Origin of the sequence: Glutamicibacter sp. MNS18 (assembly GCF_026107515.2) — a bacterium.
GTDB lineage: Bacteria > Actinomycetota > Actinomycetes > Actinomycetales > Micrococcaceae > Glutamicibacter.
In genome coordinates, this window is sequence record NZ_JAPCHW010000004.1 from 287,462 (window position 1) to 314,198 (window position 26,737).

Annotated in this window: 23 protein-coding genes and 2 pseudogenes; 9 read left to right on the top strand and 16 right to left on the bottom strand. The window is 63.4% G+C overall.

All coding sequences use genetic code 11. The features are described from left to right. Positions 1–4: 4 nt before the first annotated feature. From OK351_RS07025 to OK351_RS07045, 5 genes are all read right to left on the bottom strand, one after another. Positions 5–1,144, bottom strand: a complete 1,140-nt coding sequence (locus OK351_RS07025; RefSeq protein ID WP_265157244.1) for a sensor histidine kinase — start codon at positions 1,142–1,144, stop codon at positions 5–7. Positions 1,145–1,170: 26 nt separating this feature from the next. Then, positions 1,171–1,581, bottom strand: a complete 411-nt coding sequence (locus OK351_RS07030) for a hypothetical protein (RefSeq protein ID WP_265157247.1) — start codon at positions 1,579–1,581, stop codon at positions 1,171–1,173. 85 nt (positions 1,582–1,666) lie between these two features. Next, positions 1,667–3,835, bottom strand: a complete 2,169-nt coding sequence (locus OK351_RS07035) for a peptidase domain-containing ABC transporter (RefSeq protein ID WP_265157249.1) — start codon at positions 3,833–3,835, stop codon at positions 1,667–1,669. 92 nt (positions 3,836–3,927) lie between these two features. After that, on the bottom strand, positions 3,928–4,104 hold the full coding sequence (locus tag OK351_RS07040; RefSeq protein WP_265157251.1) for a hypothetical protein: 177 nt from the start codon (positions 4,102–4,104) through the stop codon (positions 3,928–3,930). 291 nt (positions 4,105–4,395) lie between these two features. Next, a complete protein-coding gene (locus OK351_RS07045) occupies positions 4,396–4,563 on the bottom strand; it encodes a hypothetical protein (protein WP_265157253.1) in 168 nt (55 codons plus the stop codon). A gap of 275 nt (positions 4,564–4,838) precedes the next feature. Here OK351_RS07045 and OK351_RS07050 point away from each other — a divergent pair, with 275 nt between their 5' ends. The 4 genes from OK351_RS07050 to OK351_RS07065 all read left to right on the top strand — a co-directional run bounded on the left by OK351_RS07050 (position 4,839) and on the right by OK351_RS07065 (position 9,778). After that, entirely contained in the window at positions 4,839–5,978 is a 1,140-nt protein-coding gene (locus OK351_RS07050) for a YihY/virulence factor BrkB family protein (protein WP_265157255.1), read from the top strand. A 98-nt stretch (positions 5,979–6,076) separates the two neighbouring features. Further along, complete coding sequence (locus tag OK351_RS07055; RefSeq protein WP_265157257.1) at positions 6,077–7,249, top strand: helix-turn-helix domain-containing protein; 1,173 nt, start codon at positions 6,077–6,079, stop codon at positions 7,247–7,249. Between the two features lie 135 nt (positions 7,250–7,384). After that, on the top strand, positions 7,385–9,178 hold the full coding sequence (locus tag OK351_RS07060) for an NAD(P)/FAD-dependent oxidoreductase (RefSeq protein WP_265157546.1): 1,794 nt from the start codon (positions 7,385–7,387) through the stop codon (positions 9,176–9,178). Between the two features lie 213 nt (positions 9,179–9,391). Continuing rightward, positions 9,392–9,778, top strand: a complete 387-nt coding sequence (locus OK351_RS07065; RefSeq protein WP_265157259.1) for a hypothetical protein — start codon at positions 9,392–9,394, stop codon at positions 9,776–9,778. 320 nt (positions 9,779–10,098) lie between these two features. On the opposite strand, the gene OK351_RS07070 is transcribed toward OK351_RS07065, so the two are convergent. The 5 genes and pseudogenes from OK351_RS07070 to OK351_RS07090 form a co-directional block, all read right to left on the bottom strand. Then, entirely contained in the window at positions 10,099–10,545 is a 447-nt protein-coding gene (locus OK351_RS07070) for a hypothetical protein (protein WP_265157261.1), read from the bottom strand. Between the two features lie 579 nt (positions 10,546–11,124). Next, a pseudogene (locus OK351_RS07075) lies at positions 11,125–12,403 on the bottom strand (ISL3 family transposase). 284 nt (positions 12,404–12,687) lie between these two features. Beyond that, positions 12,688–12,966 (bottom strand): site-specific integrase, encoded by a 279-nt coding sequence (locus OK351_RS07080; protein WP_265157263.1) that lies wholly within the window; start codon positions 12,964–12,966, stop codon positions 12,688–12,690. 228 nt (positions 12,967–13,194) lie between these two features. Next, a pseudogene (locus tag OK351_RS07085) lies at positions 13,195–14,401 on the bottom strand (IS1249 family transposase). Between the two features lie 179 nt (positions 14,402–14,580). Then, on the bottom strand, positions 14,581–15,624 hold the full coding sequence (locus OK351_RS07090; protein ID WP_265157265.1) for a hypothetical protein: 1,044 nt from the start codon (positions 15,622–15,624) through the stop codon (positions 14,581–14,583). Between the two features lie 165 nt (positions 15,625–15,789). On the opposite strand from OK351_RS07090, the gene rimP reads away from it, so the two are divergent. From rimP to rbfA, 5 genes are all read left to right on the top strand, one after another. After that, entirely contained in the window at positions 15,790–16,356 is a 567-nt protein-coding gene (gene rimP, locus OK351_RS07095) for a ribosome maturation factor RimP (RefSeq protein WP_265157267.1), read from the top strand. Positions 16,357–16,358: 2 nt separating this feature from the next. Beyond that, the gene (gene nusA, locus OK351_RS07100; RefSeq protein ID WP_265157269.1) at positions 16,359–17,342 is read left to right on the top strand and encodes a transcription termination factor NusA; all 984 of its coding nucleotides are present in this window, start codon (positions 16,359–16,361) and stop codon (positions 17,340–17,342) included. A 119-nt stretch (positions 17,343–17,461) separates the two neighbouring features. Then, positions 17,462–17,782, top strand: a complete 321-nt coding sequence (locus OK351_RS07105; protein WP_265157271.1) for a YlxR family protein — start codon at positions 17,462–17,464, stop codon at positions 17,780–17,782. A 166-nt stretch (positions 17,783–17,948) separates the two neighbouring features. Next, positions 17,949–20,816, top strand: coding sequence for a translation initiation factor IF-2 (gene infB / locus OK351_RS07110; protein WP_265157273.1), 2,868 nt, complete (start codon positions 17,949–17,951; stop codon positions 20,814–20,816). A gap of 103 nt (positions 20,817–20,919) precedes the next feature. Beyond that, complete coding sequence (gene rbfA, locus OK351_RS07115; RefSeq protein ID WP_265157275.1) at positions 20,920–21,351, top strand: 30S ribosome-binding factor RbfA; 432 nt, start codon at positions 20,920–20,922, stop codon at positions 21,349–21,351. A 507-nt stretch (positions 21,352–21,858) separates the two neighbouring features. On the opposite strand, the gene OK351_RS07120 is transcribed toward rbfA, so the two are convergent. From OK351_RS07120 to OK351_RS07145, 6 genes are all read right to left on the bottom strand, one after another. Beyond that, positions 21,859–22,164: a hypothetical protein gene (locus OK351_RS07120; protein ID WP_265157277.1), complete on the bottom strand. Its 306-nt coding sequence runs from the start codon at positions 22,162–22,164 to the stop codon at positions 21,859–21,861. Next, positions 22,130–22,429, bottom strand: a complete 300-nt coding sequence (locus OK351_RS07125) for a hypothetical protein (RefSeq protein ID WP_265157279.1) — start codon at positions 22,427–22,429, stop codon at positions 22,130–22,132. The genes OK351_RS07120 and OK351_RS07125 overlap by 35 nt, the downstream gene beginning before the upstream one ends. A 256-nt stretch (positions 22,430–22,685) precedes the next feature. Continuing rightward, positions 22,686–24,242: a molybdopterin-dependent oxidoreductase gene (locus tag OK351_RS07130; protein WP_265157281.1), complete on the bottom strand. Its 1,557-nt coding sequence runs from the start codon at positions 24,240–24,242 to the stop codon at positions 22,686–22,688. A gap of 128 nt (positions 24,243–24,370) precedes the next feature. Then, the gene (locus tag OK351_RS07135; protein ID WP_265157284.1) at positions 24,371–25,126 is read right to left on the bottom strand and encodes an anti-sigma factor; all 756 of its coding nucleotides are present in this window, start codon (positions 25,124–25,126) and stop codon (positions 24,371–24,373) included. Next, positions 25,126–25,707, bottom strand: a complete 582-nt coding sequence (sigK, locus tag OK351_RS07140) for an ECF RNA polymerase sigma factor SigK (RefSeq protein WP_265157286.1) — start codon at positions 25,705–25,707, stop codon at positions 25,126–25,128. The genes OK351_RS07135 and sigK overlap by 1 nt, the downstream gene beginning before the upstream one ends. A 185-nt stretch (positions 25,708–25,892) precedes the next feature. Continuing rightward, positions 25,893–26,561: a fasciclin domain-containing protein gene (locus OK351_RS07145; RefSeq protein WP_265157289.1), complete on the bottom strand. Its 669-nt coding sequence runs from the start codon at positions 26,559–26,561 to the stop codon at positions 25,893–25,895. Between the last annotated feature and the right edge of the window lie 176 nt (positions 26,562–26,737).

Below are 26,737 nucleotides of genomic sequence, written 5' to 3' on the forward strand. Positions count from 1 at the left end.
CCCTCTATTCCTCGTTAAATGACCCGCTGGCACGCGGAGCGGATTGCCCGGTGACCGGAAGGGTGGCCTTGAGCAGGTAGCCGTCCCGGGTGGGACCGCTGTGCAGGGTCCCTCCCGAGACACTGATGCGTTCGCGCAGGCCCAACAAGCCGTATCCTCCGGAGACCGCCTGGCGGACCTCCACGCCGGAGATGGAGCGCACCGTAATGACCAGCTGCCCCGGGGTCCATTCGTGGATCAGCTCCACCCGCGCGCCTTCTCCCGCATGTTTCATCGCGTTGGCCAGGCCCTCCTGGACCACCCGGAAGGCGGCATGGCTGATACTCGGGTCCAGCGGCTGCTCAGCACCGTGCACCGTGGAGACCACATCCAGCCCGGAGTCGCGGGCCGAGGACACCAGTGTGTTGACATCCTCCAGGGTGTGGACACGAATGGTCCCCGATTCGGATTCGCTGCGCAGCATCCCCAGCAGCCGGTGCAGTTCACGTATGCTCTGTTCGGCGGTGGATTGCACATCGGCCAGTACCCGGTCCACGTCAACGCCGGTGGAACCGCGTTTGATGACGGTGCGCACCCCGGCGACCTGCAGGACGATCGCGGTCATCGAATGGGCCACCGAGTCGTGCAGATCCCGGCTGATGCGCAGGCGCTCGACGGCAGTGGCCTCGTCACGGGCTTCCTCTGCCCAGCGTCGCTCGGTGGTCAAACGGTGGGCGTTGCGAGCCAGGGCACGACCGGCGATCCAGGCGGCGCCTACCATCGCGGTCCACAGCCCGGCGTTGATGATCACGAATAATGCGGTCACCGAATCGTAGTAGGAGACCCCGTTGTAGGTGGTGACGGCAACCGGTATCACGGCACCGGCCAACGCCCACCATGCGGCGCGTTGCGTCCCGTGCCGGGCTACGAGGAATAGTGCCATCATGAACCCGGCCATGCACTCGACCGAGGGCAGCAACAGGGAACCGACGGCTAGGACCATCAAGGCGATATACCCGGGCAGCGGAGAACGCACGATGGCCAGCCAACTGTAGCCGGCCATGCCGATGGCCAGGATCAGCCAGAACGGCAGCTCGGTACCGCCCAGTGTGTGGGTATCGCCGCCCCAGATGAGCAAATCGATCCCGAATACGGCCACCGTCATGACCGTGCGAACGGTTCGTTGGCGTTTCAGCACCCGCGGACCCGTGGGAACAAACGGCACCAGAAAGCGTAAGTGGCGGGCATGCCAGGCGCTCCGGGCGGCTCGATCCCCGGCGGGAAGGCTTCGCCCTTGATCTGGAGGGTGCCTTGTGGCAGCTGCAAGGCGCTCAGCGGCTCCCATCCGTCAATCCCCCTTGTCATTTCGAAGATGTCTTCCACCTTGACACGCCGGTCGCCCACGCTCACCTCGGTCTGGCCGTTCAGGCCACCCGCCCTGACCAGAACGGTGTCGGTTTTGATCACCCAGCCGGTCAGCAGCAGATCCCCGTGGTGGACCGGGATGGTTGCGGCATTCGGGGCCGGGTATGTGGACCCGGCCGGTGAATCCGGGGAGGACTCGTTATTCTGCTCCGGCGGGTGTTCGGGTGTCGGACACATGGTTACTCCTGGGATGAAAGTGCAAGTGACAGTATCCTGACACATCGGCGCTGTTCAGGGCATCATCCGTTGACAGTACGTTGACTCAATCCGTGGTGCTACCGGCACCCATCCGTTGCCGCACCAGCCCGGCGTACCAGCCGGTGCCCTCCGAGAGGTCCGCGGGGGAGCCCTGCTCGGTAATCCGCCCTTCGTCCATGACCCAGATCTGGTCTGCATCGGCGGCCACATCCAACCGGTGGGTGATGATGATCCTGGTGATGGACAGCTCCCTGAGCACCTGTTCGATCCGGCGTTCGGTCCCGCCGTCCAAGGCACTGGTGGGCTCATCCAGGATCAGGATCCTGGGGTTGGCCAGCAGCGCCCGGGCCAAAGCCAATCGTTGGCGTTGGCCGCCGGACAGCCCGCTTCCGGTCGAACCCAGCCTGGTGTCGATACCCAACGGAAGGGCCGCGATCTCGGGGGCCAGTTGGGCCTTTGCCAGTGCCTGCCAGACCTGTTGGTCCTCGTATCCTTCCCGTCCGGCCACTACCGCGTCGCGGATCGTGCCGCGCGCCAACCAGTTCTCCTGGAATACCACGCCGATATGCGGACGCACCAGTTGCGGATCCAGTTGTTGCAGGTCCTGGCCGTCGATGAGGATCCTGCCGGCTGTCGGGTCGTGCAAACCCGCCAACAGTTGCGCCAGCGTGGTCTTGCCGCATCCGGTGGGGCCCAGGATGCAGAGCTTGGATCCGGCAGGCACGGAGCCGCTGATCCCGGTAAGGACGTTCCGGCCATGCCGGTCGTGGCGGAATCCCACCGATTCCAACCGGATTGCCCCGGACAGTTCTCCCGGGTTCTGTCCACCGGTGCGTTCGGCTGGGGCGGTTTCCAGGTCTTCGACTCGATCCAGCAGCGGACGCAGATCGGCGGCGGTGATCAGCTGGGTGGCCAACGAAACCACTGGGGTCAGTGTTGCGGCCGCCAGCCCCATGAGACCCAGCGCGGTACCCGGGGTGATGGCGGAGAAGAAACCGTTTCCGGTGATGGTGCTGGCCTGCAACAGGATGGCCAGCGGCGTGGCGATCGCCAGGGCCGCCAGCAGCGCCAGGGACACGGCGTTGAGCCGGGTCCGTGACCGGGTCAGCGTCAGTCTCCGGGTCAGCAATTGCTGCCAGCCATGCAGGCTTGGCTGTTCGGAGCCGTAGGCACGCAATGTGCCCATGCCGGTGATGCCGTCGACCAGCAAGGTGGAGGAATCGGCATGGACCAGGATTTCCTCGCGCCGCAAGGCCGCGCAGCGGGTGGCCACCCACCAGGACGTGCCCAGCGCGGTACCGATGACCAGGGTGGTGGTCAGGGCCAGACTGGGGGCGATGACCAGCAATGCCATGACATACCCCAGGGTCAGGATTCCGTCCAGGGCCGCCCCGAGCAGGGTGATGGATAACAGCGCATGGATGGCGTGGGCCGACTCCACCCGTCCTACCAGGTCGCCGACCGACCGCCGGTCAAAGAAGCGCAGGCTGCGGCTGTACAGTGTGCCGGCCACCCGGTGGCTCAGCGAACCAGCCAGCCGGAACTGCAAGGTGGACAGGACCCAGTTTCGGGCCAGGGTCAACAAGCCCATGGCCAGGGCCAACCCGATACCGAAGAGCAGCCAACGTTGTTGTTCCAACTCGCTGGCCACCATGGCATCAACGATCAGGGCCGTGGCCAACGGCAGCGCGAGTCCGAAGACCGCCAGCAACCCGGATAACAGTGCCGCGTGGCCCAAGTTCCCGCGCACGCTGGTGATGATACCGGCCAGCAAACGATAGGGGTGCTGAGCCGACGAAGGCGGGTACTGTTCCGGCGGTATGGTATCGGTCTCGGACACCACCATGACCATGCCGCTGCATTCGGCGATGAGTTGTTCGGGCCCGATCTTGCGTCGCCCGATCGCCGGGTCCATGATCACCAGGTGCCGGGACTGGACCTTCTCGACCAGAACGTAATGCTGACGTGAAAAATGCACCATGGCGGGAAGCGGCAGCTGCCCGAGGTTTTCCACCAATTCGCGTGGGTCGGCCAAGAAGGCCTTGAGCTTGATCCCCCAGGTGGCTGCGGTGTCGCGGATGACCAGCCCGGATGAACCATCCCGGCCCGGATCCATCTCCTGGCGGACTCCAGACAGCGAGACCTGCCGGCCATGGAAACGAAGCAGCGAGGCCAGGCATGCCGGGGCACAATCGGTTTCAGCGGTTTGCAGGATCACAGGTGTTCGGGCCATGGCCATGCTCTTTCCTTGGGAGGCGGATCGTGGTGTGGGGAAGACCCCGGTGCCCGGCGCCGGTGCAGGTGCCGGGCCACCCGGGGCAGGGACTACTGCTGGGCCACGGAGACGTTGATTGTCACGTTCTGGCAGTCGCCCGAGGTCTTGACCCCGTTGACCTGACCGTGCGGGTTGTAGGTGATCGTTACCTGGCATTCCTGGCCGCCGATGAATTCGGCCAGTTCGGTGGCGTCCAGTTCGCGTCCGAGGTGGGAAGTGGGTGACATGGCTATTTCTCCTTTTCATGGATGCGGCGGCCGGTTGCCGCCTGACTGCTTCAATGCTTTCGCCACCACCGGAACCATGCGTCATGCCGTGGCATCGCCAACCGGGGGTAGATCTTGGTATGCGGGATCAGCGGCTGCGGGTATGCGCCATGGGCCGTGAGGATGAGGCAACGACCGGATGGTGTAGCCGCGGCTCGGACTCAGCAGTGGTTCTGGTCCCCGGGGCCCAGCGCCGCCGCCGGTCCCCGCTCGGCAGTGGGTCGGCGGCGGTGTGCCGGAAACGCGGTTCAGCTAGGTGGTCTTGTGCACCACATTGCAGTCGCCGACGGCCACGACTCCCAGGATCTGACCGGTATTTCCGTCGAGGATGATGTAGACGGTACAGCCTTCGGAACCATTGAAAACCTCCAGTTCGGAGTCATCCAGCTCGCGTCCGATGGGTGCCAGGGTGGTGGTCATGATCTTCTCCTTACCTCGTGCCTGTTGGCCCGCCCCGATGGCCGGCCGGCTACTTTCCATGCTTCCGGTCACCGCCGGTTGAAGCGTCAGTCCGGCACGGGCCCTGGCAGACCGAACGTGTTGTAGTGTCGATCACCTCCCAGGCCGATTACCGTATTCCGGAAGACCGATAGCTTGCTGGCAAACCGGGTGCGCTGTTGAAGGGAGTTAGGTGACCTGCTTGAATAAGGGCAAGTGGACGGATGCTCCTTAGCGATACCCAGCAGAGGTGGGACATGGCAAGCGATCGGGAAGACAGGCAGGATCCGGGCAGCGCTGCGGATACGGCCCTCAAGGATGTCCGGGCGCCGGGCCCGGACCATCAATCCAAACCGAAAATGCCCACGGATTTGAAGATGCGCTCCTGGCGCTACGTTTTCAAGCGTTCGGTCAACGAATTTTCCCGGAAGAAGTGCACCGACCTCGCAGCGGGGCTGACCTACTTCACGATGCTCTCGATTTTCCCGGCGCTGTTGGCCCTGGTCTCGTTGTTGGGAGTGGTCGGACAGGCCGAGAACACCACGCGCACGTTGCTGGACATGCTCAAGGACGTGGCCAGCGAGCAGGTCGTGGACACCCTGGAACAACCGATCCAGCAACTGACTTCCGCCCCGTCGGCCGGATTCGCCCTGGCCGCCGGTATTCTCGGTGCGTTGTGGAGCGCCTCGGGTTACGTCGGTGCCTTCGGCCGGGCCATGAACCAGATCTACGAGGTGCAAGAAGGCCGGCCGTTCATCAAGTTGAAACCCGTACTATTGCTGATCACCCTGGCGATGCTGGTGATCGCGGTGGTCATGGCCATCTTGCTGGTGGTCTCCGGCCCCGTGGCGCGGGGCATCGGCCAGGTTGTGGGTCTAGGGGACCAGGCCCTACTGGTCTGGAACATCGCCAAGTGGCCGGTATTGGTGATCTTCGCGGTGATGTTGGTGGCGGTGTTGTACTACGGCACCCCGAACGTGCAGCAACCCAAATTCCGCTGGATCAGTGTCGGATCCTTCCTGGCTTTGGTGGTGCTGGCCGTGGCCACCTGGGGGTTCTTCTTCTACGTTTCGAACTTCGGGAACTACAACGCCACCTACGGGGCCATTGGTGGCGTGATCGTGCTGCTGCTGTGGATCTGGATCGCGAACCTGTCGCTGCTGTTCGGGGCGGTCTTCGACGCCGAGCTGGAACGCGGGCGTGAGTTGCAGGCCGGTATCGAGGCCGAAGAGTCCATCCAGTTGCCGCCGCGGGACATCAGCGCCAGCGAGAAACTGGCGGAAAAGGAAGCTGCCGATATCCGCCAGGGTGAGGCGCTACGCTACGCCAGCGAGTTGGCTGCCGAGGAAGCCGCCGAAGCCGAGGCCAAAGCCGCCCAGGAGCGTGACGGGACGTAACGGCGATCGCCGGCGGGCGAAGAAGCCGCCCCCTTCCTGCGGGTAGCTCCTGGCCTTACCCCTTCCCTGAAAGCCCGGCCCATGGCATCATTCGGTAGATGACGCTGGATCTTCCGCGCACCGCCGCGCCAACCGAAGCAGCCCTGCACGCCGGGGACGATCCGTTGCACAAGGCCCGCGGGCTGCTGCCGCTGCACCGCAACTGGGCGCAGGATACCCGGATCCCGCAGGGCGTGCGCCCCGTGGTTGCCCGTTCCTGGGCGCGGGCCGGCACCGTTGCGGGGGAGATCGCCCCAGTGGATGCCTCCACCGTGCGTGAACGCCGCCGGGAGAACGGGCAGCTGGATCGGCTGCTGCCGCTGTTCAAGCAGAGCCTGCTGTCCCTGGCGGCCCAGGCCGGCAACCAGCTGGTGGTTTCCGATGCCCAAGGCTATGTGCTCTGGGTGATGGGCCCGTCGCAGATCCGCCGGCAAAGCGACGGGATCGGCTTCGTCCATGGTGCGCGATGGCGCGAAACGGACGTGGGTACCAACGGGATCGGGGCGGCCATGGCCGAGCGTGCCCCGGTGCAGATCTTCGGCCCCGAGCATGCGCGGGAGGAACAGCACTCGTGGGTCTGCACCAGCGCTCCGGTGATCCATCCGGCCAGCGGCAAGTTGCTCGGGGCGATTACCCTGGCCGGTTCCTACCGCACCGCCCACCCCCATACCCTGTCACTGGTCTCCTCGGTGGCCGCTATGGCAGGTGCCGCCCTGTATCAGGAACACACCAGGGACATGTACAGGCTGGAAGCGGCGACAGTACTACCCGAGGAGGATTTCCTGCTGGTGGACAGCCATGGCATGGTGGCTTCCAGTCGTGGCTATACTCCTGGGCCGCGTATCGCCCTGCCGGCCCACATGGATCCGGGGAACGTCTGGATTCCGGGACTTGGCCCCATGCGGGCCGAGCCGGTGGACGGCGGCTGGATCCTGCAACGCAGCGAGAACGAGATCCAGCTCGAACTCAGTAGCGCTCCCTACCCGCGGGCAGTGATCCGCCACGGGCAGACCTGTACCGAGGTTCCGCTGGGGCCACGGCATTGGCAGATCATGCAACTGTTCGCCGCCCATCCCGCCGGGGTGGATGCGGCGACCCTGCGCCAGCTGTGGCCCCAGGGCGGGTCCGCGGTCACCATCCGGGCTGAGATTTCCCGGTTGCGCGGCAAGCTCGGCGGTCTGATTGCGGCTCGACCCTACAGGTTGCTGGTGCCGGCCCAACACACCGGTTAGCTACGCGCTGGCGGACCGTGCAACCTTGTGCAACCCTTCCCTTTTGTGATTCGCGTCATAGTCTGGCGTCAGGTGGTCAGCCACCCAGTACCGACCAGCAACACGCGATAGCCCAGAGGAAGCGAAGTGATCATCATGAATGCCAGCAACCCCGAACTCGAAGCAGCATCCTGGATGCAGGCCCTGCAGCAGGCGTTGGCTGACGGGGACGCGCACGCCGCCTCCGAACTGTTTGGTGAGGAATCCTACTGGCGGGACCTGTGCGCGCTGTCCTGGAATATCCACACCAGCGAAGGCCGGGACGGGATCGAGAGGATGCTGCTGGGTATCCAACGCGAAGCCTGGCCGCGGAACCTGGTGGTCACCGGGGCCAGCGAAACCGCCGACGGCGTGATCGAGGCCTGGTACACCTTCGAGAACCAGGACTTCGACGGTGTCGGCCTGTTCAGGCTGCGGGATGGTCAATGCTGGACACTGCTGAGCACCGCGCAATCGCTGCGGCAGTATCCAGAACCGGCCGGAACCCGCCGTGAACCGGGCGCCGAGCACGGCTCGGCCATGAGTTCCGAGAACTGGCTGGACCGGCGCACAGCCCAGCAGGAGGCGTTCGGCGACAGCGAACAGCCCTATGTGCTGATCATCGGTGGGGGACAAGGCGGCATCGGACTCGGTGCCCGGCTCAAGCGGATGGGGGTCCCGGCGCTGATCGTCGACAAGTTGCCCAAGCCGGGTGACCAATGGCGTTCGCGTTACCATTCGCTGGCCTTGCATGATCCCGTCTGGTACGACCACATGCCCTATATCGATTTCCCGGACCATTGGCCGGTGTTCACCCCCAAGGACAAGATGGGGGACTGGCTGGAGTGCTACACCAAGATCATGGAACTGGACTACTGGTCCCTGACCGAGGCAACCAGCGCCACCAAGGACCCGGAGGGTGAAGGGTGGATCGTCCAGGTGGAACGTGAAGGCAAACCGCTGACCCTGCGCCCCACCCACCTGGTCCTGGCTACCGGCATGTCCGGGATCCCCAACATGCCCCGGTATCCGGGCCATGACACCTTCGCCGGGGAACAGAACCACTCCTCCACCCACCCGGGTGGGCAACGGTACCGGGGACGGAATGTCGTGGTGATCGGATCGAACAACTCCGCCCACGACATCTGTGCCGATCTGGTGCAAAACGGTGCCAAACCGACCATGGTGCAACGCTCCAGCACGCACATCGTCAGATCCGAATCCCTGATGAAGACCATCCTGGGACCGCTGTATTCCGAAGAGGCCCTCGCCGCGGGAATCGACCACCACAAGGCGGACCTGATCTTCGCCTCCATCCCCTACAAGGTCCTGCCCGACTTCCAGCGTCCGGGGTTCGACCTGATCCGTGAGCAGGACAAGGAGTTCTACCAGTCGCTCACCGACGCCGGCTTCGACCTGGATTTCGGTGATGACGACTCCGGACTGTTTCTCAAGTACCTGCGACGCGGCTCGGGGTACTACATCAACATCGGCGCATCGGAGCTGGTCGCCGACGGCTCCATCGCCCTGGCCAAGGGGGAGGTGTCGCACCTGACCAGGGACTCGGTGGTCCTCGCCGACGGTACCGAATTACCAGCGGACGCCGTGGTCTACGCCACCGGGTACGGATCCATGAACGGTTGGGCCGCCCGGCTGATCTCCCAGGAGGTCGCCGACGAAGTGGGCAAGTGCTGGGGACTGGGATCGGACACCACCAAGGACCCCGGACCCTGGCAGGGGGAGCTGCGCAACATGTGGAAGCCGACCCGGGTGAAGAACCTCTGGTTCCACGGCGGCAACCTGCACCAGTCCCGGCACTATTCGAAATACCTGGGCCTGCAGCTCAAGGCCCGCTACGAAGGGATCGACACCCCGGTCTACGCGCTCGCCGAAACCCACCACCGGGCATAGCCAAGCCGGTAATGACAAGTCCGTGGCCTCCGCCACCCGACCATGGCGGAGGCCACGGACTTGCTGACGGTACCGCCTTTCGGCAACCTGCGCGACGGCGCCCGGCCAGGAGATCCGGTGGGGTGCAGCATACCCGGTGCACAGCCCCCAACGACGGGTCGAATGTCTTCCCAAGGCATAGGCAGAACCACGCACTTCGACTATTCTTGAGCCGTGAAACGGCTACTTGGTGTTAGTGCACTCGTTTTGCTTGTTGGTTCCATGGCGGGCTGCTCGGCCGATCCGGAGCAAACGCCCGAGGCCGGAACCCCGGAACCCGGAATCGAAGCGGAGGTGCTCAGCGATTTCCTGTGTTCGGCAGATGACGACGGGGTCTGGCGTGGCAAGGCGACCTTGACCAATGTCGGAACCGCGGCGAACACCTATACCGTGCGCTTCTCGGTGGGTACCAGCACGAATACCTCGGCCGCCGGCATGCACGAGGAGGATTTCACCTTGCAGGCCGGGGAGTCCACCGATGTGGCCTTCGCCGATATCGCCACCAACACCTCTCCCGAGATGGAGTGCCGGGCACACGTCACCGCCCAACCCGCCCAATAGCCCTCTCCCGCCGGGACAGATGCCGCTGTGGATCGAACCACCACCCGACAGTTTTGACTGGACCCCGGTGGGGAGTCACGGACGTGAACCCCAGGGATCTTCGGGGAAAGTCCAATATTGCATCGGAAGACTGCCTGCCGTATCTGGGCGGTAGCATGCCGCTGTGCAGGTGCCTTGCGGGCCGCACCGGGCGCAAGCACGCCGTGGCTCCCAAGAATCACAACATCGCTCGCCTAGCCCGCGAACCCGGATTCCTTGTGTGGGCCAGGCCAGCCCATAGAAGAGCCGGCCTCGCCCACCAGGAACACGGAATGGGAGGGTTACACGGCTCCGGACACCGGCATCCCGTACGAACGGAAGTGCTTCTCAGGTGTTGTCAGTTGCGGCAACGCGTGTGCCAATGAACTGTGGGCATGTCCGATCATGCGGAATGTCATGAACGTGACGCGCTGGAGTGCATCGGTATACAGATCAAGGACGGTGCTGTCCGGGTCGCGAGACTCAACCACCTCAAGCACCTCGCATCCCGCGGCGATGTAGGTAAAGCACAAACGCTCCGACTTTGGATCCAGCGTGGCCAGCAGCACCGGAGGTTCGTGTACGCACACCAACGCCATGGCATCGCTGAGCGGTTCGGTCGGTTGGGCCATCACTATCGGCATCCCCTGCCTCCAACCGTGTTCTTGCAGCACCTGTCGACCCTGGCGGGAGCCGACGGCCTCGGCGACTTGCTCGGCAATCTTGGAGCGAACGAAGCGACCTGGCATTTTCTGTACCTCCATATTCGATCGTGGGTTGCGAGCGAGTGATCCCCATGAGCTGACCCTGGGACCGGAGAAGAAAAAATCAGAAAACCATGGTTCTCCTGACACCGGTTCCAGAAGTAACGCGTCTAATTACCTTAGCTATAAATTGAAGATAAATCGATAGCCGAATATTTGCTGGGGAAATCTTGAGGCGGAAAATAAAACCTGACTACATGCCGGTTTTCCCGTTTGATCTCGGTGTGGCCTGTATGGTTGGGTCGCGGACGATGAACCGGAAATACGTCTTCATATGGCACGTTCACGGGTGGAAATGTTGCTTGCTGATGGCAAGTCCGGAAAGATGCTGTGAATTGGTGTGGCCCAGGGTGGTGCGCCACTAATACTTGCCGCCAATATCCCGGATTGATTCGCATTGTGATTGCACCGTTATAAGGAAATCCGGTGGCAGATATTTATAAGCCATTCGAGGCTGTTGCGTTTTAAGGCAAATAAAGCTCCCACTAGGGTAAACCCGCATATTACGCCGGGTTGTTAATCAAGGAAATTCCTGTTGATCATGAAAGTGACTAAACCGGCTCTTCAGGATCTAGGGTGTAAACGAGGTCTGAAGCCACCGGCTTCCAACAACGAGCGTGCGATATAGTGCGTCAGATTCTTGAACCCCAACGCGATACCGCGTAGGTGTTCCAGCCTGCCGTTGATCGCTTCAGTGGGCCCATTCGAACTTCCCCGGTGGTCGAAGTACGCGAGGATATCGGTCTTCCTGCGTTTCATGGTTTGCCCGAGTTTCTTCAACTCTGGCAGCCCCTTGGGGGTCTTGGCCCCGATCTTGCTGATCAGCTGTTCCATGGCCCACCGGCCGATCTCCGCTTTCGGTTGCCGGTAGGCGTCCACCATCCGCTGGTAGACGCTCCAAACCAGCTCCACCTGTTCATAGGCCTTGTTCACGAATAACTGGGTGATCCGTTCCTTTTGCTTCTCGCTGGCCAGCGATAAGCCCACGGTCAAGGTCCGCCGGCACTTGTAGAGCGGGTCATGTTTCCGGCCCCGCCGCCCGTGCTGTTCACGCTGAACCCGCTGCCTGGTCGTATCCAACGCTTCGGAGGCCAGCTTCACGACATGAAAAGGGTCCAGTACTTCCACCGCGTGCTCCAGTTCCTCGGCGGCAGCGGTCTTGAAGCCGGTGAACCCATCCATGGCGACGACTTCGGTCCCGCTCTTCCACTCTTCCTCCCGTGCAGCCAGCCAGGTTTTGAATACCGCTGTGGAACGTCCGGGGACCATGTCCAGTAAGCGTGAGGGCCCGGTGCAGTCGCGCACACCGGTGAGGTCCACGATGACCGTCACGTACTTGTCCCCGCTCTTGGTGTGCCGCCAGAGGTTGCTCATCCACTCCCAGTACCTTCACCTCGTCAAACCGGGTTGCATCGTTGATCAGTACGCGTTGGCTTTCGGCCAATACGGCCTCGTTCGCGGTGTTCCAGGTGACGCCGAGCCCTTCTGCGATCCTGGCGACCGAGAGGTGCTGGCAAACCAGCCCGTTCAGTGCCCACCGCAACCCGGTGCGGGAGATTTTCTGTCGTGGCGCCACCGCCTTGCCCAGGTCATCACGCCACACCCGGTGGCAGTGCTGGCACCGGTAGCGGCGGTGCCTGATCACCAGAACGGTCGGCCGCCAACCGAAGGGCTCATGAGCGATTCTGCGGGTCACGGTATCGTGAGGAACCCCGACCGCACCGCAGGTACGGCACCACGGATCAGGGGTCGTGACCTCGCAGAGGATCTCTGCTTTCACTGCTGTGAGGTGCTGGCCTGTTGCGGTCAGTTGCAGCTGATCCAGACGGGTGAAGCTCGTCAGATCGGGTGCGGTGAAGGTAGGATTGGGCCTCGCCCGCGGTCAGGACCCGGGCCTGTGGCGCGGTGGAGCGCAGCTTGATCACCCGGCGGCGCTGGTCGATGCTCTTGGTCATGTGATGCAGGAAAGGCTTGAACGACGGCTGCTGTGCCCCGCCCCTGCCGCCGGGCATCATCGTGGTCAGCAGCCCTGAGAGCGGGGCGCCGTGCCGGGCATGGAACTCGCAAAAAGTGCTCAGCGCCGCAAGTTTCCGGTTCACGCTTGACTCGCTGCAATGGTGCTCGGCACTACCAGCATCTGGACCGTCCGGGCGGCAGGCGAAGCCAGGCAACTAACGCTGCCACGTCCTCCACCGTGACCCTCTGCCAGTCCAGCTGCCGACCGGCCAGGAAAGCGAACCAGTCCTTCAGATCATGGGCGTAGGCCTTGACTGTGTTGGGCGATCGTTCGATCGCGGCAAGATAGGCTAAGAACCGTTCGACGGGTTCGATCGGCATCAGGCCGTCGCCGAGCACCGTCCAGGATTCGGCCCGGGAACTGGGCATGATCACGTGTTGAACCTTCATGGGGTGCAGCCTTCCGTTGACGTGGTGGGCAACTCAAGGTAATCGCATCCTCGACACAGAAACACGCAACATCGGGCTCGTTGTGCCCATGGTGGACACAGGGTTAGAGATCCTTTTATGTCTCATTTCAAGACAAAAAGCTTCTCCAACTGCCGGAAAAGGCTACAGGCCAAAATGTGTGACTGGCCCGGGCATGTTATCCGGACCAGACACTGGATTTAGTCGGGTTTACTGGTTGAGGCCGGCCCATCCTTGGCGGTTGTAGAACCCTTTCTCGGCCACTGCGACGGTGCCGAAGAGTTCGGGACCCAGGGGTGCTTCTTCCAATTCAGGTTGGGTCTTGTTCTTCGGGGCAGTGGTGTAGTATCCGGATGCTGCCAGGATATCCGGGGCTGGACGTGAGGCCATGTCGGCGTGGATCCAGCAGAACCAATCCACCGCTCTTCTTCGGTGCTCGGCGGGCATTGCGCGGTGGTGGAAAATCATGGCGCGGATCCCGGAATTGATCGCTCCTTCGATTATGTTCGTGTCGGCGTAGATCCCCAGACCGATTAGGTCGGTGGCCAGAAAAGTGAACAGGTGGCCACGGCGGACGACGGTGTTGATCGTAGAGTAGGCGCTGCGCAGTCGTTCATGGGTGTACCACCAGGAGCGGCCGGGCCGGATCCCGGCCGGTAGCTACCCTGACCACTGGTTCGCGTAGGTACGTTCGTTGAGGAACTGCCGGTACTGGGTGTGCCAGTCGGTGAACAGTTGGATCCAGTCGGTGGCGTGTTCCTGGGTGTGGATCCCGGTGAGTTTCAGGCTCAAGGCGCGTAGCGCCTTACCAGCAAGAGTTATGGGGTTCAGGGTCAGGTAGGTGCGCACGTTGCGTTGGATGTGGACCAGGCATCATTGGATCTTCACGGTGGGCCACAACTCTTGGAGGGCTTTGAGCAGCCAGGACCCGCCGTCCGTGACCACGGCCTTGGGTTCAGGCAGGTGTCCTAGTAGCGCTCTCCAAGCGACGGCTTTTTCCGTATCGCACCATTGCCATGCCATGCCAGGATCTGGCCGTGGGCGATCGCGATCAGGCAGCACCAGCGAAGGGCGTAGGTAGATCCCGTGGACTTGGATCTGGTAGAAGACTTCACCGGTGGTGTTCAGGTAGGGGCGCACGTTCCAGCGCCAGGCGGTGTGGTGGCGGAAGCTGCGGGCGCTGGTGGTGGCGTGTTCGGTTTGGTTTTGCTTGCTGGTCAGCCAGTTGACGAAAGCGGTTAGTTCGATGCGTGCAGTGGTGTCGGGGCGTTTGAAGGTGGCGCTGGCATTGCAGTGGGTGCAGCGCCAGCGTTGAGTTCCTTTCGAGGTGGTGCCATTCTATTTTCATCGGTGAATGGCAGATAATACATAGGTGGGTTTGTCCAATAAGGTTCACACTTATGGATTGAATACCCATGTGACACTTGATCCTGGCCCTGAAATCTGGGGCAGGATCAAGTTTCGGGACACACTTTTTGGCCTAGAAGCCGTTATGACACCTCAAACGATGAAACCCCCAGGCTAGAACGTAACGGCCCTGATAAGCCAATCAAGGATTTTCTCGGGACGGCAATGCGCACGTCGGCTTGCCACAGCCTAATTAGCCGACAACAACTGTGGGGGTCTTCCTGCATCCTGCCTGATGGTCAGGTTCTGCCAGAGGGCATCCGCCAGAACCCGCTGTGCTTCACCCGAGGAAAGGGTGGTGGCCAACAACAGCTCGTTCTCGAAGTCAGTTTCCAGATGGGCTGCCAGCTCTGCCAAAGCATCCAGTGACTTCTCTGGAAGATCGTAGGCCGGCAGTCGAAGGTCGGCGCATTCGCTGTCCACGACGGTCCGGATTTCACCTAACTGGTCGTTTAATCCATTGCGTACCGCCTCGATGGTGGCCGCTGTTTCGGCGGAGGAGCGGGCAGCCTGGAGTTGCAAGACATAATCCAGTGCGTAGCCACGATCCAGCGTGCGCGCGACACGGATGGAGGCAGAATCCTCACCTTCGGAGATCTCGGAGTCGGGATTCAGCAGGCCCGGGTCGAGCACACAGGTCACGATGCCTGCGTCATCCTTGTTCCCGGCTATTTCTCCCAGCGGTACTGCGACCCGATCCGGTGCAGATTCGGGGTCCACCGCTGCCAGGAGACTACGCGCATCGAGACTGGCCTCAAAAACGGTGCGAACAAGCAGGGACGCGGCTTCCGGGTCCGAAGTCGGATCCCCGGTGGGCCGGTCGCCGGGCTCCAGGATCTCCTGGGCCAAGGCGATGGCCATCTCCACGGAGTAGTCGGTGGGTATGACCGGCTCTTCGTCATCGGCATAGCGGATCGCACCGTGCAGGGCAGCACCACGTTCCAGGGACTCGCGCAATGCGGTCAGGGCCTGCGTCGACGCTTCGTCCTCGGCCAACTGCGCCAACGCCCCGGCCCGGGTCGCCCAGTTGTCCAGTTTGGTTCCGTAGTGCCAGAAAGCGAATTGCTCCTGGGTGGACCCGCGCACCTCTTCGGGCAATCCGCGGTTTTCCAGGACGCCTCGGAACACTGTGACACCCAGGCCCCAGACGACGGCCAGGATCAGGGCAGCGGCCATCACTGGGGTCAACCAGCCGGGCCATTTGGGACGCGGTGCGGACGAAGAATTGTTCATGACACCATCGATCATTCCATGATTCGGCATCAGGGTGGGCCAGCCCGGTGGCTGTGGCACAGATCTTCGTGAGTTCCTTCACCTCGAGGGCTAAACTCGTATCCAGCCCCAGCCCGATGGCGCTACGCTTAGAAGTACAACAACGAATAACGTGGGAGGATATCCATGACCGGGAAGCCGGCCGATACCGAACAAGAGGCATCACGGCTCATGGCCGTACTGCAAAAGGACGTTGAATCCCACGGGCTGGTTCTCGAAGACATTACTCTTCGGCCAGCGGGTAAACAGCTCATCCTGCAGATCACCGTCGACCTGCCAACGGGCACGGCCAGCGTCAACCTGGACCAGCTGGGCGAAGTGACCGAAACCATCTCGAAGGTGCTGGACTCCGACTCCGTATACGCCAACGCGGCTCCCTATGACCTGGAAGTCAGCTCTCCGGGACTGTCCCGTCCACTGACCGAAACCCGCCACTGGGTTCGCGCGCTTTCGCGGCTGGTGAAGTTCCAGCTGACCGACGGAACCAAACTTCGTGGCCGGATCACCGAGGTGGGCGACGACGAGGTGTCGATCGAAGTGCACCACGAACCGGCCAAGAAGGGCATGAAGGAAAAGATCGACACGGCACGCAACTTCGCCTTGGCCGATATTCGTAAAGCCGTCGTTGACATCGAATTCAACCGCAACGACGAAGACCTGGACATCATCGACCTAGAAGACCCGGAGGCCTGAGCATGGACATCGATATGGATGCACTGCGCACCTTGGAAAAGACCCGTGACATCCCCATGGATGTCCTGATCACCACCATCGAGTCGGCCCTGCTGCTGGCCTACAACAAGACCGAGGGTGCCATGCCCAACGCCAGGGCGCATATCGAGCAGCGCAACGGGCACGTGAGCATCATGGTCAAGGACTTTGACGAGCACGGCGTGCTGTTGGGCGAGTTCGACGACACCCCGCTGGGCTTCGGCCGCATTGCCGCCTCCACCGCCCGCCAGGTCATCATGCAGCGACTGCGTGAGGCCGAGGACGACCAGGTGGTCGGCGAATACCGCGACCGTGTAGGCGGACTGATCTCCGGTACCATCCAGCAGGGCAACAGCGCCCACATGATCCAGGTGAACATCGGTGATGTCGAAGCCCTGCTTCCGCCGCCGGAACAGGTTCCCGGCGAGAAGTACAAGCACGGTGAACGGCTGCGCGCCTTCGTGGTTTCGGCCGAACGCGGCCCGAAGGGCCCTGCCATCACGATCTCGCGCTCGCACCCCTCCTTGGTCCGCAAGCTGTTCGAAATGGAAGTTCCGGAAATCGCCGACGGGGTAGTGGTCATCGAGGCCCTGGCCCGTGAAGCAGGGCACCGCACCAAGATCGCGGTGCACGCCACCGAGGCCGGGGTGAACGCCAAGGGCGCCTGCATCGGTGAAATGGGCACGCGTGTGCGGGCCGTGATGAACGAACTCAACGACGAAAAGATCGACATCGTGGACTACGACGAGGATCCGGCGAAGTTCATCGCCTCGGCCCTGTCACCGTCCAAGGTGGTTTCGGTGGACATCCTTGACGTGGATGACCGCCGGGCCCGCGTCGTGGTTCCGGACTCCCAGCTCTCGCTGGCCATCGGCAAGGAAGGACAGAACGCCCGCCTTGCCGCGAAGCTCACCGGCTGGCGCATTGACATCATCGCCGAATCAGGCGGCAAGGAACCACGTTTCTAGTTGCGTTTCTGGTGCCCCGGCGTACGTGATAGTTAGCTCACAGCAACGTCGGGGCATAAACGCGCTAGACTGGTAGTTGGCTCTTTTGAGGATCAAGTGAAAGTGGGACGTCCCGGCGCATGAAGCTGCACCAGCAACGCACATGTATGGGATGCCGCATCACCACGTCCAAGAACGAGCTCATTCGCTGGGTTGTGCAGCCCGGACAGCCGCAATTGCAGGTTCGTCTGGATGCAACCGGACAGGCACACGGTCGTGGCGCCTGGACCCACCCGGTACCAAAGTGTGTGCAACAAGCCGTGCACCGCAAGGGATTCGCCCGCGCCTTCCGCGCGCAGGTGGATGCCAGCGCGGTGCTGCAGGACTTTGAGGCATACGAAGATCGCACGGCACCAGACCGGCGAACTGGCAGAGATAAGGAAAGCGGGTCAGAAATCTGATGGCTACCCGATGAGTCCGCAACGATGAGCGCCAAACGATGAGCAATCAGTTTTGCGTATTCCACCTTGCGGCGGAAAACAAAGACGAACAATTATCCTGATCTGCCGAAACCCCATTTCCCCTGTGATGTGAGGTGTCGGTCGATCACACTGACACAGGAGAGATGTGGCTAAACTCCGCGTTCACGAGCTCGCAAAAGAGCTCGGAATCACCTCTAAAGATGCATTGAACAAATTGCAGGAAATGGGCGAATTCGTTCGTTCCGCTTCCTCCACCGTGGAACCTCCGGTAGTGCGCAAGCTGCGCGATGCCTTTGGCGGTTCCGCCCAGTCCAAGCCGGCGGCATCCCGTCCGGCTGCGCCCAAGGCCGCCCCGGCAACCCCGAAAACCGGCACTGCGCCGAAGCCGGGAACCGCGGCTCCCAAGCCGAATGTGGCTCCCAAGGCCGCACAGAAGCCTTCGCCAGCTGCACCCGCAGCCCCGCAGGCACCGGCCCAGCCGGCAGCCGAGGCTCCTGCCGCGCCAACTCCCGGTGGCCCGAAGCCAGGTCCAAAGCCTGCGCCGAAGCCGGCCGCCGGCCCGCGTCCGGGAAACAACCCGTTCGCTTCCCAGCAGGGCATGCGCTCGGGTGATTCCCCGGCTCCACGCCCCGGTGGCGGCCAGCGTGGCCCACGCCCGGGCGGTCCACGTCCAGGTAATAACCCCTTCTCCTCGCAGCAGGGTATGCGCACCGGCGAAGGCCGTGGTCCCCGCCCAGAGGGTGGCGGCCGTGGTCCGCGCCCAGGCGGCGCTCCGCGTCCGGGCCGTGACGGCCAGGCCGGTGGCGCTCCACGCACCCCACGTCCAGCAGGCCAGGGCGGTCCACGCCCGGCAGCCGGTCAGGGCGGTCCACGCCCAGCCACACCACGCACCCCCTCCGGTGCCAAGGCAACTCCGGGCATGATGCCCAACCGCACTGACCGTCCGGCTCCGGCCGGTGCAGGTCGTCCCGGCGGCGGTGGCGCAGGCCGTGGTCGTCCAGGTGGCGGCAGCGGCCCGGGTGCCGGTGGCGGCACCGGCGGCGGTTTCCGCCCGGGTGCACCGCGCGGTCGCGGTGGCGTCGGCGGTGCCTTCGGTCGCGGTGGCGGCGGACGCGGCAAGCAGCGCAAGTCCAAGCGCGCGAAGCGCCAGGAATTGGAGCAGATGAGTGCTCCGTCATTGGGCGGCGTGAACGTACCACGCGGCAACGGTGACACCGAGATCCGTCTGCGCCGCGGCGCAACCATCACCGATTTCGCCGATAAGATCGGCGCAAACCCGGCTGCGCTGGTGACGGTGCTGTTCCACCTCGGTGAAATGGCCACCGCCACCCAGTCGCTGGACGAGGCCACCTTCGAGGTACTCGGCGAGGAGCTGGGCTACAAGGTAGCCGTCGTGTCCCCGGAGGACGAGGACCGCGAACTGCTCGAAGGCTTCGGCCTCGACCTGGACGCCGAGCTTGAGGCCGAAACCGAGGACGAGCTCGAAGAGCGCGCCCCGGTCATCACCATCATGGGCCACGTTGACCACGGTAAGACCCGGTTGCTGGATGCCATCCGCAAGTCCAACGTCATCGAGGGCGAGCACGGCGGCATCACCCAGCACATCGGTGCCTACCAGATCGTCCACGAGCATGAGGGCCGCGAACGCGCGATGACCTTCATCGATACCCCGGGCCACGAGGCGTTCACCGCCATGCGTGCCCGTGGTGCCAAGGTCACCGACCTGGCCGTGCTGGTGGTTGCCGCGGATGACGGTGTCATGCCGCAGACCGTGGAAGCCCTGAACCACGCCCAGTCGGCCGGTGTGCCGATCATCGTGGCAGTGAACAAGGTCGACAAGCCTGCCGCCAACCCGGACAAGGTCAAGGGCCAGCTGGCCGAATACGGTCTGGTCCCCGAGGAATACGGTGGCGACACCATGTTCGTGCATGTCTCGGCCCTGCAGAAGGAGGGTATCGACGACCTGCTGGACGCGCTGCTGCTGACCGCGGACGCCGGCATGGAACTGACCGCCAACCCGGACAAGTCCGCCCGTGGCGTGGCCATCGAAGCGAACCTGGACAAGGGTCGCGGCGCCGTGGCCACCGTGCTGGTGCAGTCCGGTACCCTGTGCGTCGGCGACACCATCGTGGCCGGTACCGCCCACGGTCGTGTGCGTGCCATGTTCAACGAGAACGGCGAGAACCTGGACGTGGCCCTGCCGTCACGTCCGGTACAGGTCCTGGGCCTGTCCTCGGTGCCCCGCGCCGGTGACAGCTTCCTGGCGACCGCCGACGAGCGTACCGCCCGTCAGATCGCCGACAAGCGCGAGACCGCCGAGCGCAACGCCCAGCTGGCCAAGCGTCGCAAGCGCATCACCCTGGAAGACTTCGACCAGGCTGTGGCCGAGGGCAAGATCGATACCCTGAACCTGATCCTCAAGGGTGACGTCTCCGGTGCCGTGGAGGCCCTGGAAGACTCGCTGATGAAGATCGACGTGGGCGACGAGGTCCAGCTGCGCGTGATCCACCGCGGTGTGGGTGCCATTACGCAGAACGACGTGAACCTGGCGACCGTGGACAACGCGATCATCATCGGCTTCAACGTCCGACCTGCGGAGCGCGTTGCCGAAATGGCCGACAAGGAAGGCGTGGACATGCGCTTCTACTCGGTCATCTACGGTGCGATCGATGACATCGAGTCGGCCCTGAAGGGCATGCTCAAGCCGATCTACGAAGAGGTTGCCCTGGGCACCGCAGAAGTCCGCCAGGTCTTCCGCTCCTCGAAGTTCGGCAACATCGCCGGTTCGATCATCCGCAACGGCTCGGTCAAGCGCAATGCCAAGGCACGCCTGGTCCGCGACGGCAACGTGGTGGCCGACAACCTGGCGATCGACTCGCTGCGCCGCGAGAAGGACGACGTCACCGAGGTCCGCGAAGGCTTCGAATGTGGTGTCGGACTGGGCTCGTTCAACGACATCAAGGAAGGCGACCTCATCGAGACCTTCGAGATGCGCGAAAAGCCGCGCGACTAAGGTACCGAACAGGTAGCAACCGCGTGGGCGCGCCCCGGGAGATAACCATCCCGGTGTGCGCCCACGCGCCTTTGAAAACACAAGACATTCAAGGAGTAGGAACATGGCTGACTCAGCCCGCGCCGCCCGACTGGCCCAGCGCGTCAAGGTCCTGATGGCCCAGTCGCTGCGCACCGTGATCAAGGACGAGCGCATCGACAACGTGACCGTCACCGATGCCCGGGTCACCAATGACCTGCAGCACGCCACCGTCTACTACACGGTATTCGGCGAGGCCGAGCTGAAGGCCGAGATCGCGCAGATCCTGGCCAAGCGCACCGGTGCGCTGCGCAAGGAATTGGGGCGGAACCTGACCATCCGGTTGACCCCGACCCTGGAATTCGTTGCGGACGAGATCCCGGAGAACGCCTCGCACCTCGACGAGCTGCTGGCCAAGGCCCGCGAAAAGGATGCCGAGGTCGCCGCACTGCGTGAGGGCAAGGTGCACGCCGGCGACCAGGACCCGTACAAGAAGGACGAGCCCGACGAGGACTGATCCTCGAACGTCTCACCGGATTGACAACACCGCCGTGGCAGCCCCGAAAGGCTGCCACGGCGGTGTTCCCTACCACGCTGGACCACCCCGGGAAACGCAACCCCCGGCCTTGGCTCACCGGGCAGCGACGCGCCGTGGACAAGCAGGTTCCGTGACCACCTTCCCTGTCCTTGGCTGACAATGGCTTTCCTGCCTCGACTGCGCCCATCGTGGCCGCCAATCTCTTGGCCCTGGGTTCCATAATCGTAGCCATGCCAGCCGGAAGCACGATCACTGTCTTTCCCGTAACGAGCTTCGTCACGCCACCGCCCACGCACTCGTCGACCTGCTGCCTGTCCTTTCCGATCCACTGTGACACCGGTCGGAGCGTTCAACCCGTTAGCCAGCTGGTAGTTAGTTCGTCCTGGTCTGGAGATTTCATCGTGTAGACCGTGCCCTCCTGGGGCACACGCAGTATCGCATTGGCCGCAGCATCCCGTAGACCCCGCTCCTGGTTGGAACGGACGGCTACGGATGGGAGTAGGGCTTTCCCTTGGATTGCTTGTCGGGCGTCTGGGCCAGGTAATCCATCGAGACATCCCACACGCCGTAGACCGTGGCGCCAATGAGGGCACACTTCCGTTCGAATGCGGCCAGATCCGCGATGGCGCGGGACTTGCCGCGCTTGTCCAGCCATTCAAGCAAGGCCGGCGCACCGGCGCTGGGCGGCGCGTCCGCAGCTGCGGGATTCTGGGAATAGTACGCGGTGGTTCCACTGCGGCAGGAAACCCCGGCCAGTTCATTGCCTGGGGCACTGACCAGTGCGCTTCGCATCTTTGGGGGTGCCGAAGGTGATCTGCCTGGAGATGGACTTGGCGACCTGGACGTTGTCCTTAAACGCGAAAACCACCGGCAACGAACCGGCCAGATCCCGGGTGAGCACCTTGGCATTGAAAATGCCCGATCCGGCCTGCTGGTTCTTCGGTTGGGCCTGTGCCGGAGAGTTGCTGGGCACGGCGGCCAGGACCGAGGTGGCGGCCGCCGCTGCACATCCCCTACTCCCGGAACGTCGATCCGGACCGGGATCCCGGTCGATCACGATCTCGACTGGTGAACCCGTGTAAACGAAACGTGGGCGGTTCCCCGCCGGAGCCTACCCAACAGCGGTCAAGCGTAGTGGCTTCACTCGCAGCGACTGTAGGAGCGACGGTCGTGCAGTCAACGACATTCGGGGGTATCCGCTAGCAAAATCGGGGTTTGCGGGTGGTCGTCAACGGTTTTCCGCGTGCTGTCCGCCATGGGTCCCAGCCAGGTGCCCGGGCACCTGGCTGGTGGTTCGTCCGGGGATAGCGGCGTTACTCGACGGAGAACTGCAGCCGATGCCATCCGGATGAACCATCGGGAGCGGGATCCGCCTTCTGCCCGCTCTGCAACTGCCCGTCCCCGTCGTAGGCGCGCACCGTTACGGTGTGCGTACCCGGCTGGCCACCGGGCCACACAAACCGCCATTGCCGCCAGGTATCCACGCTAGCCTCGGACGCCAGTTCGGCCTCCTGCCAGTCGCCGTCATCCACCTGTACCTCGATACGGGAGATGCCGCTGGTCTGTGCCCAGGCGCTACCACCCATCACCACTTCACCAACCGGAAGCCGGGCGAATGGTCGAGGGGTATCGACACGGGAGGACATCTTGATCGGCCCCTTCGCGGACCAGCCGCGAGTGGTCCAATACGCCGTCTTGTCCTGGAACCGGGTCACCTCCAGGTCCACCAGCCACTTGGTGGCTGAGACATAGCCGTAGAGACCCGGAACCACCATGCGAACCGGAAACCCGTGTTCCAGCGGCAACGGCTCGTCGTTCATCCCGATGGCCAGCAACGCCATCCGGTCGTCGGTGAGTACTGTCAGCGGTGTCGAGGCGCTGAAACCGTCAACCGAGGTCGACAAGACCATATCGGCGCCGGTGGTGGGCACGGCCCGTTCCAGCAGTTTGCGCAGCGGATAGCCCAGCCACTTGGCGTTGCCCACCAAATCCCCGCCTACTGGATTTGAGACACAGGTCAGGGTCAGGTACGTCTCGACCAGGTCTTCGGCCAGCAGTTGCTCGAAGCTGAGCGTGAATTCGTTCTCCACCATGCCGTGAACCCGCAGGGACCATTGGGCCGGGTCGATCACCGGTACCGACAAGGCGGTATCGATCCGGTAGAAATCCTGGTTGGGGGTTATGAACGGGGGCATCTGCGCCATCGGGAACTGTACGGCTGCGGGCAGGGGAGCGGCCTTGCGGCTGGCCTCCGGCAAGCCCAGCGCGGCCCGCGCCGCTTCCGCCGCATTCCTGGCCGCTGTCAGGGACTTCGCAACCCCCGCCGCCAGCACCGCTGCCGCCAGTGACACCGACGAAGCGAGCAGGAAGTCCCGTCGGCTGGAACCTGCCCTGCCCGGAGCGTGGATCCCACCGGGGATGCGGGACGCCAGGACCGTCAGCCACTTCAGGACTGCCAGGCCGCATGCGGTCCCCAGGAGGATGGGCACCAGGTCACCTGCCCCGGTGGACGCCCGGGAGATCATGGCCACGGCTACCACGGCAGCCAGCAGGATGATCGCGGCGGCGGACAACCGGTAGCTGCGCCGGGCCAGCAGGCCCAGCAGGGCGGATACCACGGCGCCCACCACGCCAATACAGATGAACAGCACCAGTTTGTCGTTCATACCGAACAGGGAAATGGCGAGATCCTTCAACCAGGGCGGGGTGAAGTCGATGGTGGTGGAGCCCAGGGCAACCATTGGCGAGGAGGAGACGGAAAAGAATACCGACACCAGCTGGGCGGTACCGAACAGCATTGCGCCGGCACAGATCCCGGATAGCGCGGCAGTGATTGAATTCCACCGCCCGCTTGGTGCTGTTCGTTCCATTGCCGTTCACCCCGTAGGTTGTTGCCATCATTGTCCCCCGTCCAGCCGGGGCGGGGGATAACCTCTCACTGCTTCTTCGGAGCACCGGCACGAACGGATTGGAACCGGAGGCATCCGGTTCCCTGGCTTCAGAGCTCCTGCACCATGATGGGCTCGGTGGTGGGCGAATCCGATCCGGTGGAAGGCTCCACGGTGATCCCGAAGTGCGTGACACCCTCCATGGAGCCGGAGATCATTTTCACGCCGTCCGCCTCGGTGCCACCGAGCATCCCTGCCGACGCTGCGCCGTCGGCGGAGATCAGCCACAGCTCATAGCCCATGTTGCTGGGCAGCTCGGGCATTCCGGCGGTTGCCACCGCCATCATTCCCGCGGTCGCCGAGTAGGACAGGGTGACCGTGGCCCCGTTGTCCATGGTCTGCGACTTGGACTGCACATCTGCCGACGCAAGGATCTGGATGAGTTCGTCCTGGCGCGAAGACAGGGCATCCAGTCGCTGCTCCAGTTCGCGCTGCTGCGTGTTCTGGTTCAGTACCACCGCGCCCAACCCTCCGGCGGCGAGCAACAGCACGCCGGCAGCCAGGGCGAAGAACCGTTGCACGGTCCTACCCGTCCCCGGTGCTGCCGGCGTTTCCGGCGGCGGTACCGGGGGCAGCTGTTCGGTGGTGCGGATGGTGTCCATGAGCCGGGCCTTGACCCGGGGTGGTGGATCGACCGGATCGGTGCTCAATCCCAGCAGTGCCGCGGTCTGTTGCAGTTCGTCGATTTCGTCCCTCACCGTGGCCGATTCCCCGGCCTGGCGCAGGAGGTCCTCGCGCTCGGTATCACCCAGCGCGTTCAGGGAGAAGCTGCCGGCCAGCTCGTTGTCGTTGTGCTTGTTCTCCATTACGCCACCCCCATCAGGTCTCGAAGTCTGATCATTCCATCGCGTATCCGTGTCTTGGCCGTTCCCACCGGGATCTTCAACCTGTCGGCTACCTCGTGGTGGGTGTACCCGCCAAAGTAGGCCAGCTCGATGGCCTCGCGTTGGCCCTCGCTCAGCCGCTGCAGCGCCTGCGCCACCCGCAGGCTCTCGTCGTGCAGGATCGCGTTTTCCTCGACATTGTCGTAGCTGGCCTGGTAGTCCTTGATCCCGACGCGCAGGTCCCGCTCCCGGCTGGATTGGCTGGAACGGACCCGGTCCACGGCCCGGCGGTGCGCCAAGGTCAGCAGCCACGTGGTCACGGTGCCACGGGCCGGGTCGAAGCGGGTCGCATACTGCCAGGCCTCGACGAAAACCTCCTGGAGAACTTCCTCGCTTTGCGCCCCGTCGCGCAGGATGCGGCGGACCAGCCCGAAGACCCGGGCCGAGAGCATGTCGTAGAGCTGCTCGAAGGAAGCCTCGTTTCCCGCAGCGATCTGAAGCATCAGGTCTTCCGGTGAGCAGCCGGACCCCTCGGGTGTTTCACCTGGTCGGTTCGAACTCATAGAGCTAAGCGTCTCATGCATTCTCTGAACTTTCGTACTGTTTTCTGGTTGGATGCGCTGGCGGGAGTCCAATGCTCGGGAGGGCTTCTAGGGAACATGAAACCAGGGTGCGGTGCTCGGGTCCGGGTCTCCCTGAGCACCGACCCCCTGGCCGGTTTACATCCGTTGACTTGTCTTGGGGCCGGCTACTTTGCCGGTGGCATCAGGACGGTGTCAACCAGGTAGACCACCGCATTGGCGGTCTGCACCCCGCCACAGATGACCTGTGCACCGTTGACCATCAGCGCATCGCCGCTGCCGGTGACCTCGACATCCTGCCCTTCGACGGTGGTATGCATGCCGGGCAGGTCGGCGGGCAAGATCTGGCCGGGAACCACGTGGTAGGTCAGCACGCTGGAGAGCATCGCCGAATCCTCGACCACGGCGTTCAGGTCATCCTCGGGAATGGCGCCGAATGCGTCATCCACCGGTGCGAAGACGGTGAACTCATCGCCGTTGAGTGTGTCGACCAGATCGACTTCCGGATTCAGCTCCCCGGAGACGGCCTTGGCCAGGGTCGTGAGCAGCGGGTTGTTCGAAGCGGCCACCGCCACCGGATCCTGGGCCATGCCCTCGACCGAACCCTCACCGCTTGGCACCGTCTCGGCGTAGGCGGCGCAACCCGGCCCAACGAGGTGTGCGGCCGGATCCATGGCGGCTTCGCTTTCCATGCCCGGACTGGTGGAGGCCGCTTCGGAGCTGGTCGGCGTCTCGGAAACCTCCATACCGGTGTCGGTGGAACAGGCGCTGAGCCCCAACGCTGCCACCGCGATCAGGCCGAGTGCTCCAGCGAACTTGCTTGACGTGCGCTTCATGTCGTACTCCTTGCCTGGTGACGATGAACATCGTCATGTGCTCCCGACCTTCTTGGTGCGGGTTGTCCTAAGTCATTCGGTGCCGGTTGGAGAATGGATTGGAATCCTTCCAAGTTTTCCGCAACGGACCGCTGCGCAGGTCCTGGTTGCCGCGCCCCGAAGTGCTGGCTGGTCCG

Excerpts from the sequence above, each read along its gene's own strand:
- OK351_RS07025 (WP_265157244.1), bottom strand. The coding sequence starts at position 1,144 with ATGACGGTGGCCGTATTCGGGATCGATTTGCTCATCTGGGGCGGCGAT.
- OK351_RS07030 (WP_265157247.1), bottom strand. The coding sequence starts at position 1,581 with ATGTGTCCGACACCCGAACACCCGCCGGAGCAGAATAACGAGTCCTCC.
- OK351_RS07035 (WP_265157249.1), bottom strand. The coding sequence starts at position 3,835 with ATGGCCCGAACACCTGTGATCCTGCAAACCGCTGAAACCGATTGTGCC.
- OK351_RS07040 (WP_265157251.1), bottom strand. The coding sequence starts at position 4,104 with ATGTCACCCACTTCCCACCTCGGACGCGAACTGGACGCCACCGAACTG.
- OK351_RS07045 (WP_265157253.1), bottom strand. The coding sequence starts at position 4,563 with ATGACCACCACCCTGGCACCCATCGGACGCGAGCTGGATGACTCCGAA.
- OK351_RS07050 (WP_265157255.1), top strand. The coding sequence starts at position 4,839 with ATGGCAAGCGATCGGGAAGACAGGCAGGATCCGGGCAGCGCTGCGGAT.
- OK351_RS07055 (WP_265157257.1), top strand. The coding sequence starts at position 6,077 with ATGACGCTGGATCTTCCGCGCACCGCCGCGCCAACCGAAGCAGCCCTG.
- OK351_RS07060 (WP_265157546.1), top strand. The coding sequence starts at position 7,385 with ATGAATGCCAGCAACCCCGAACTCGAAGCAGCATCCTGGATGCAGGCC.
- OK351_RS07070 (WP_265157261.1), bottom strand. The coding sequence starts at position 10,545 with ATGCCAGGTCGCTTCGTTCGCTCCAAGATTGCCGAGCAAGTCGCCGAG.
- OK351_RS07080 (WP_265157263.1), bottom strand. The coding sequence starts at position 12,966 with ATGAAGGTTCAACACGTGATCATGCCCAGTTCCCGGGCCGAATCCTGG.
- OK351_RS07090 (WP_265157265.1), bottom strand. The coding sequence starts at position 15,624 with ATGAACAATTCTTCGTCCGCACCGCGTCCCAAATGGCCCGGCTGGTTG.
- rimP (WP_265157267.1), top strand. The coding sequence starts at position 15,790 with ATGACCGGGAAGCCGGCCGATACCGAACAAGAGGCATCACGGCTCATG.
- nusA (WP_265157269.1), top strand. The coding sequence starts at position 16,359 with ATGGACATCGATATGGATGCACTGCGCACCTTGGAAAAGACCCGTGAC.
- OK351_RS07105 (WP_265157271.1), top strand. The coding sequence starts at position 17,462 with ATGAAGCTGCACCAGCAACGCACATGTATGGGATGCCGCATCACCACG.
- rbfA (WP_265157275.1), top strand. The coding sequence starts at position 20,920 with ATGGCTGACTCAGCCCGCGCCGCCCGACTGGCCCAGCGCGTCAAGGTC.
- OK351_RS07120 (WP_265157277.1), bottom strand. The coding sequence starts at position 22,164 with ATGCGAAGCGCACTGGTCAGTGCCCCAGGCAATGAACTGGCCGGGGTT.
- OK351_RS07130 (WP_265157281.1), bottom strand. The coding sequence starts at position 24,242 with ATGGAACGAACAGCACCAAGCGGGCGGTGGAATTCAATCACTGCCGCG.
- OK351_RS07135 (WP_265157284.1), bottom strand. The coding sequence starts at position 25,126 with ATGGAGAACAAGCACAACGACAACGAGCTGGCCGGCAGCTTCTCCCTG.
- sigK (WP_265157286.1), bottom strand. The coding sequence starts at position 25,707 with ATGAGTTCGAACCGACCAGGTGAAACACCCGAGGGGTCCGGCTGCTCA.
- OK351_RS07145 (WP_265157289.1), bottom strand. The coding sequence starts at position 26,561 with ATGAAGCGCACGTCAAGCAAGTTCGCTGGAGCACTCGGCCTGATCGCG.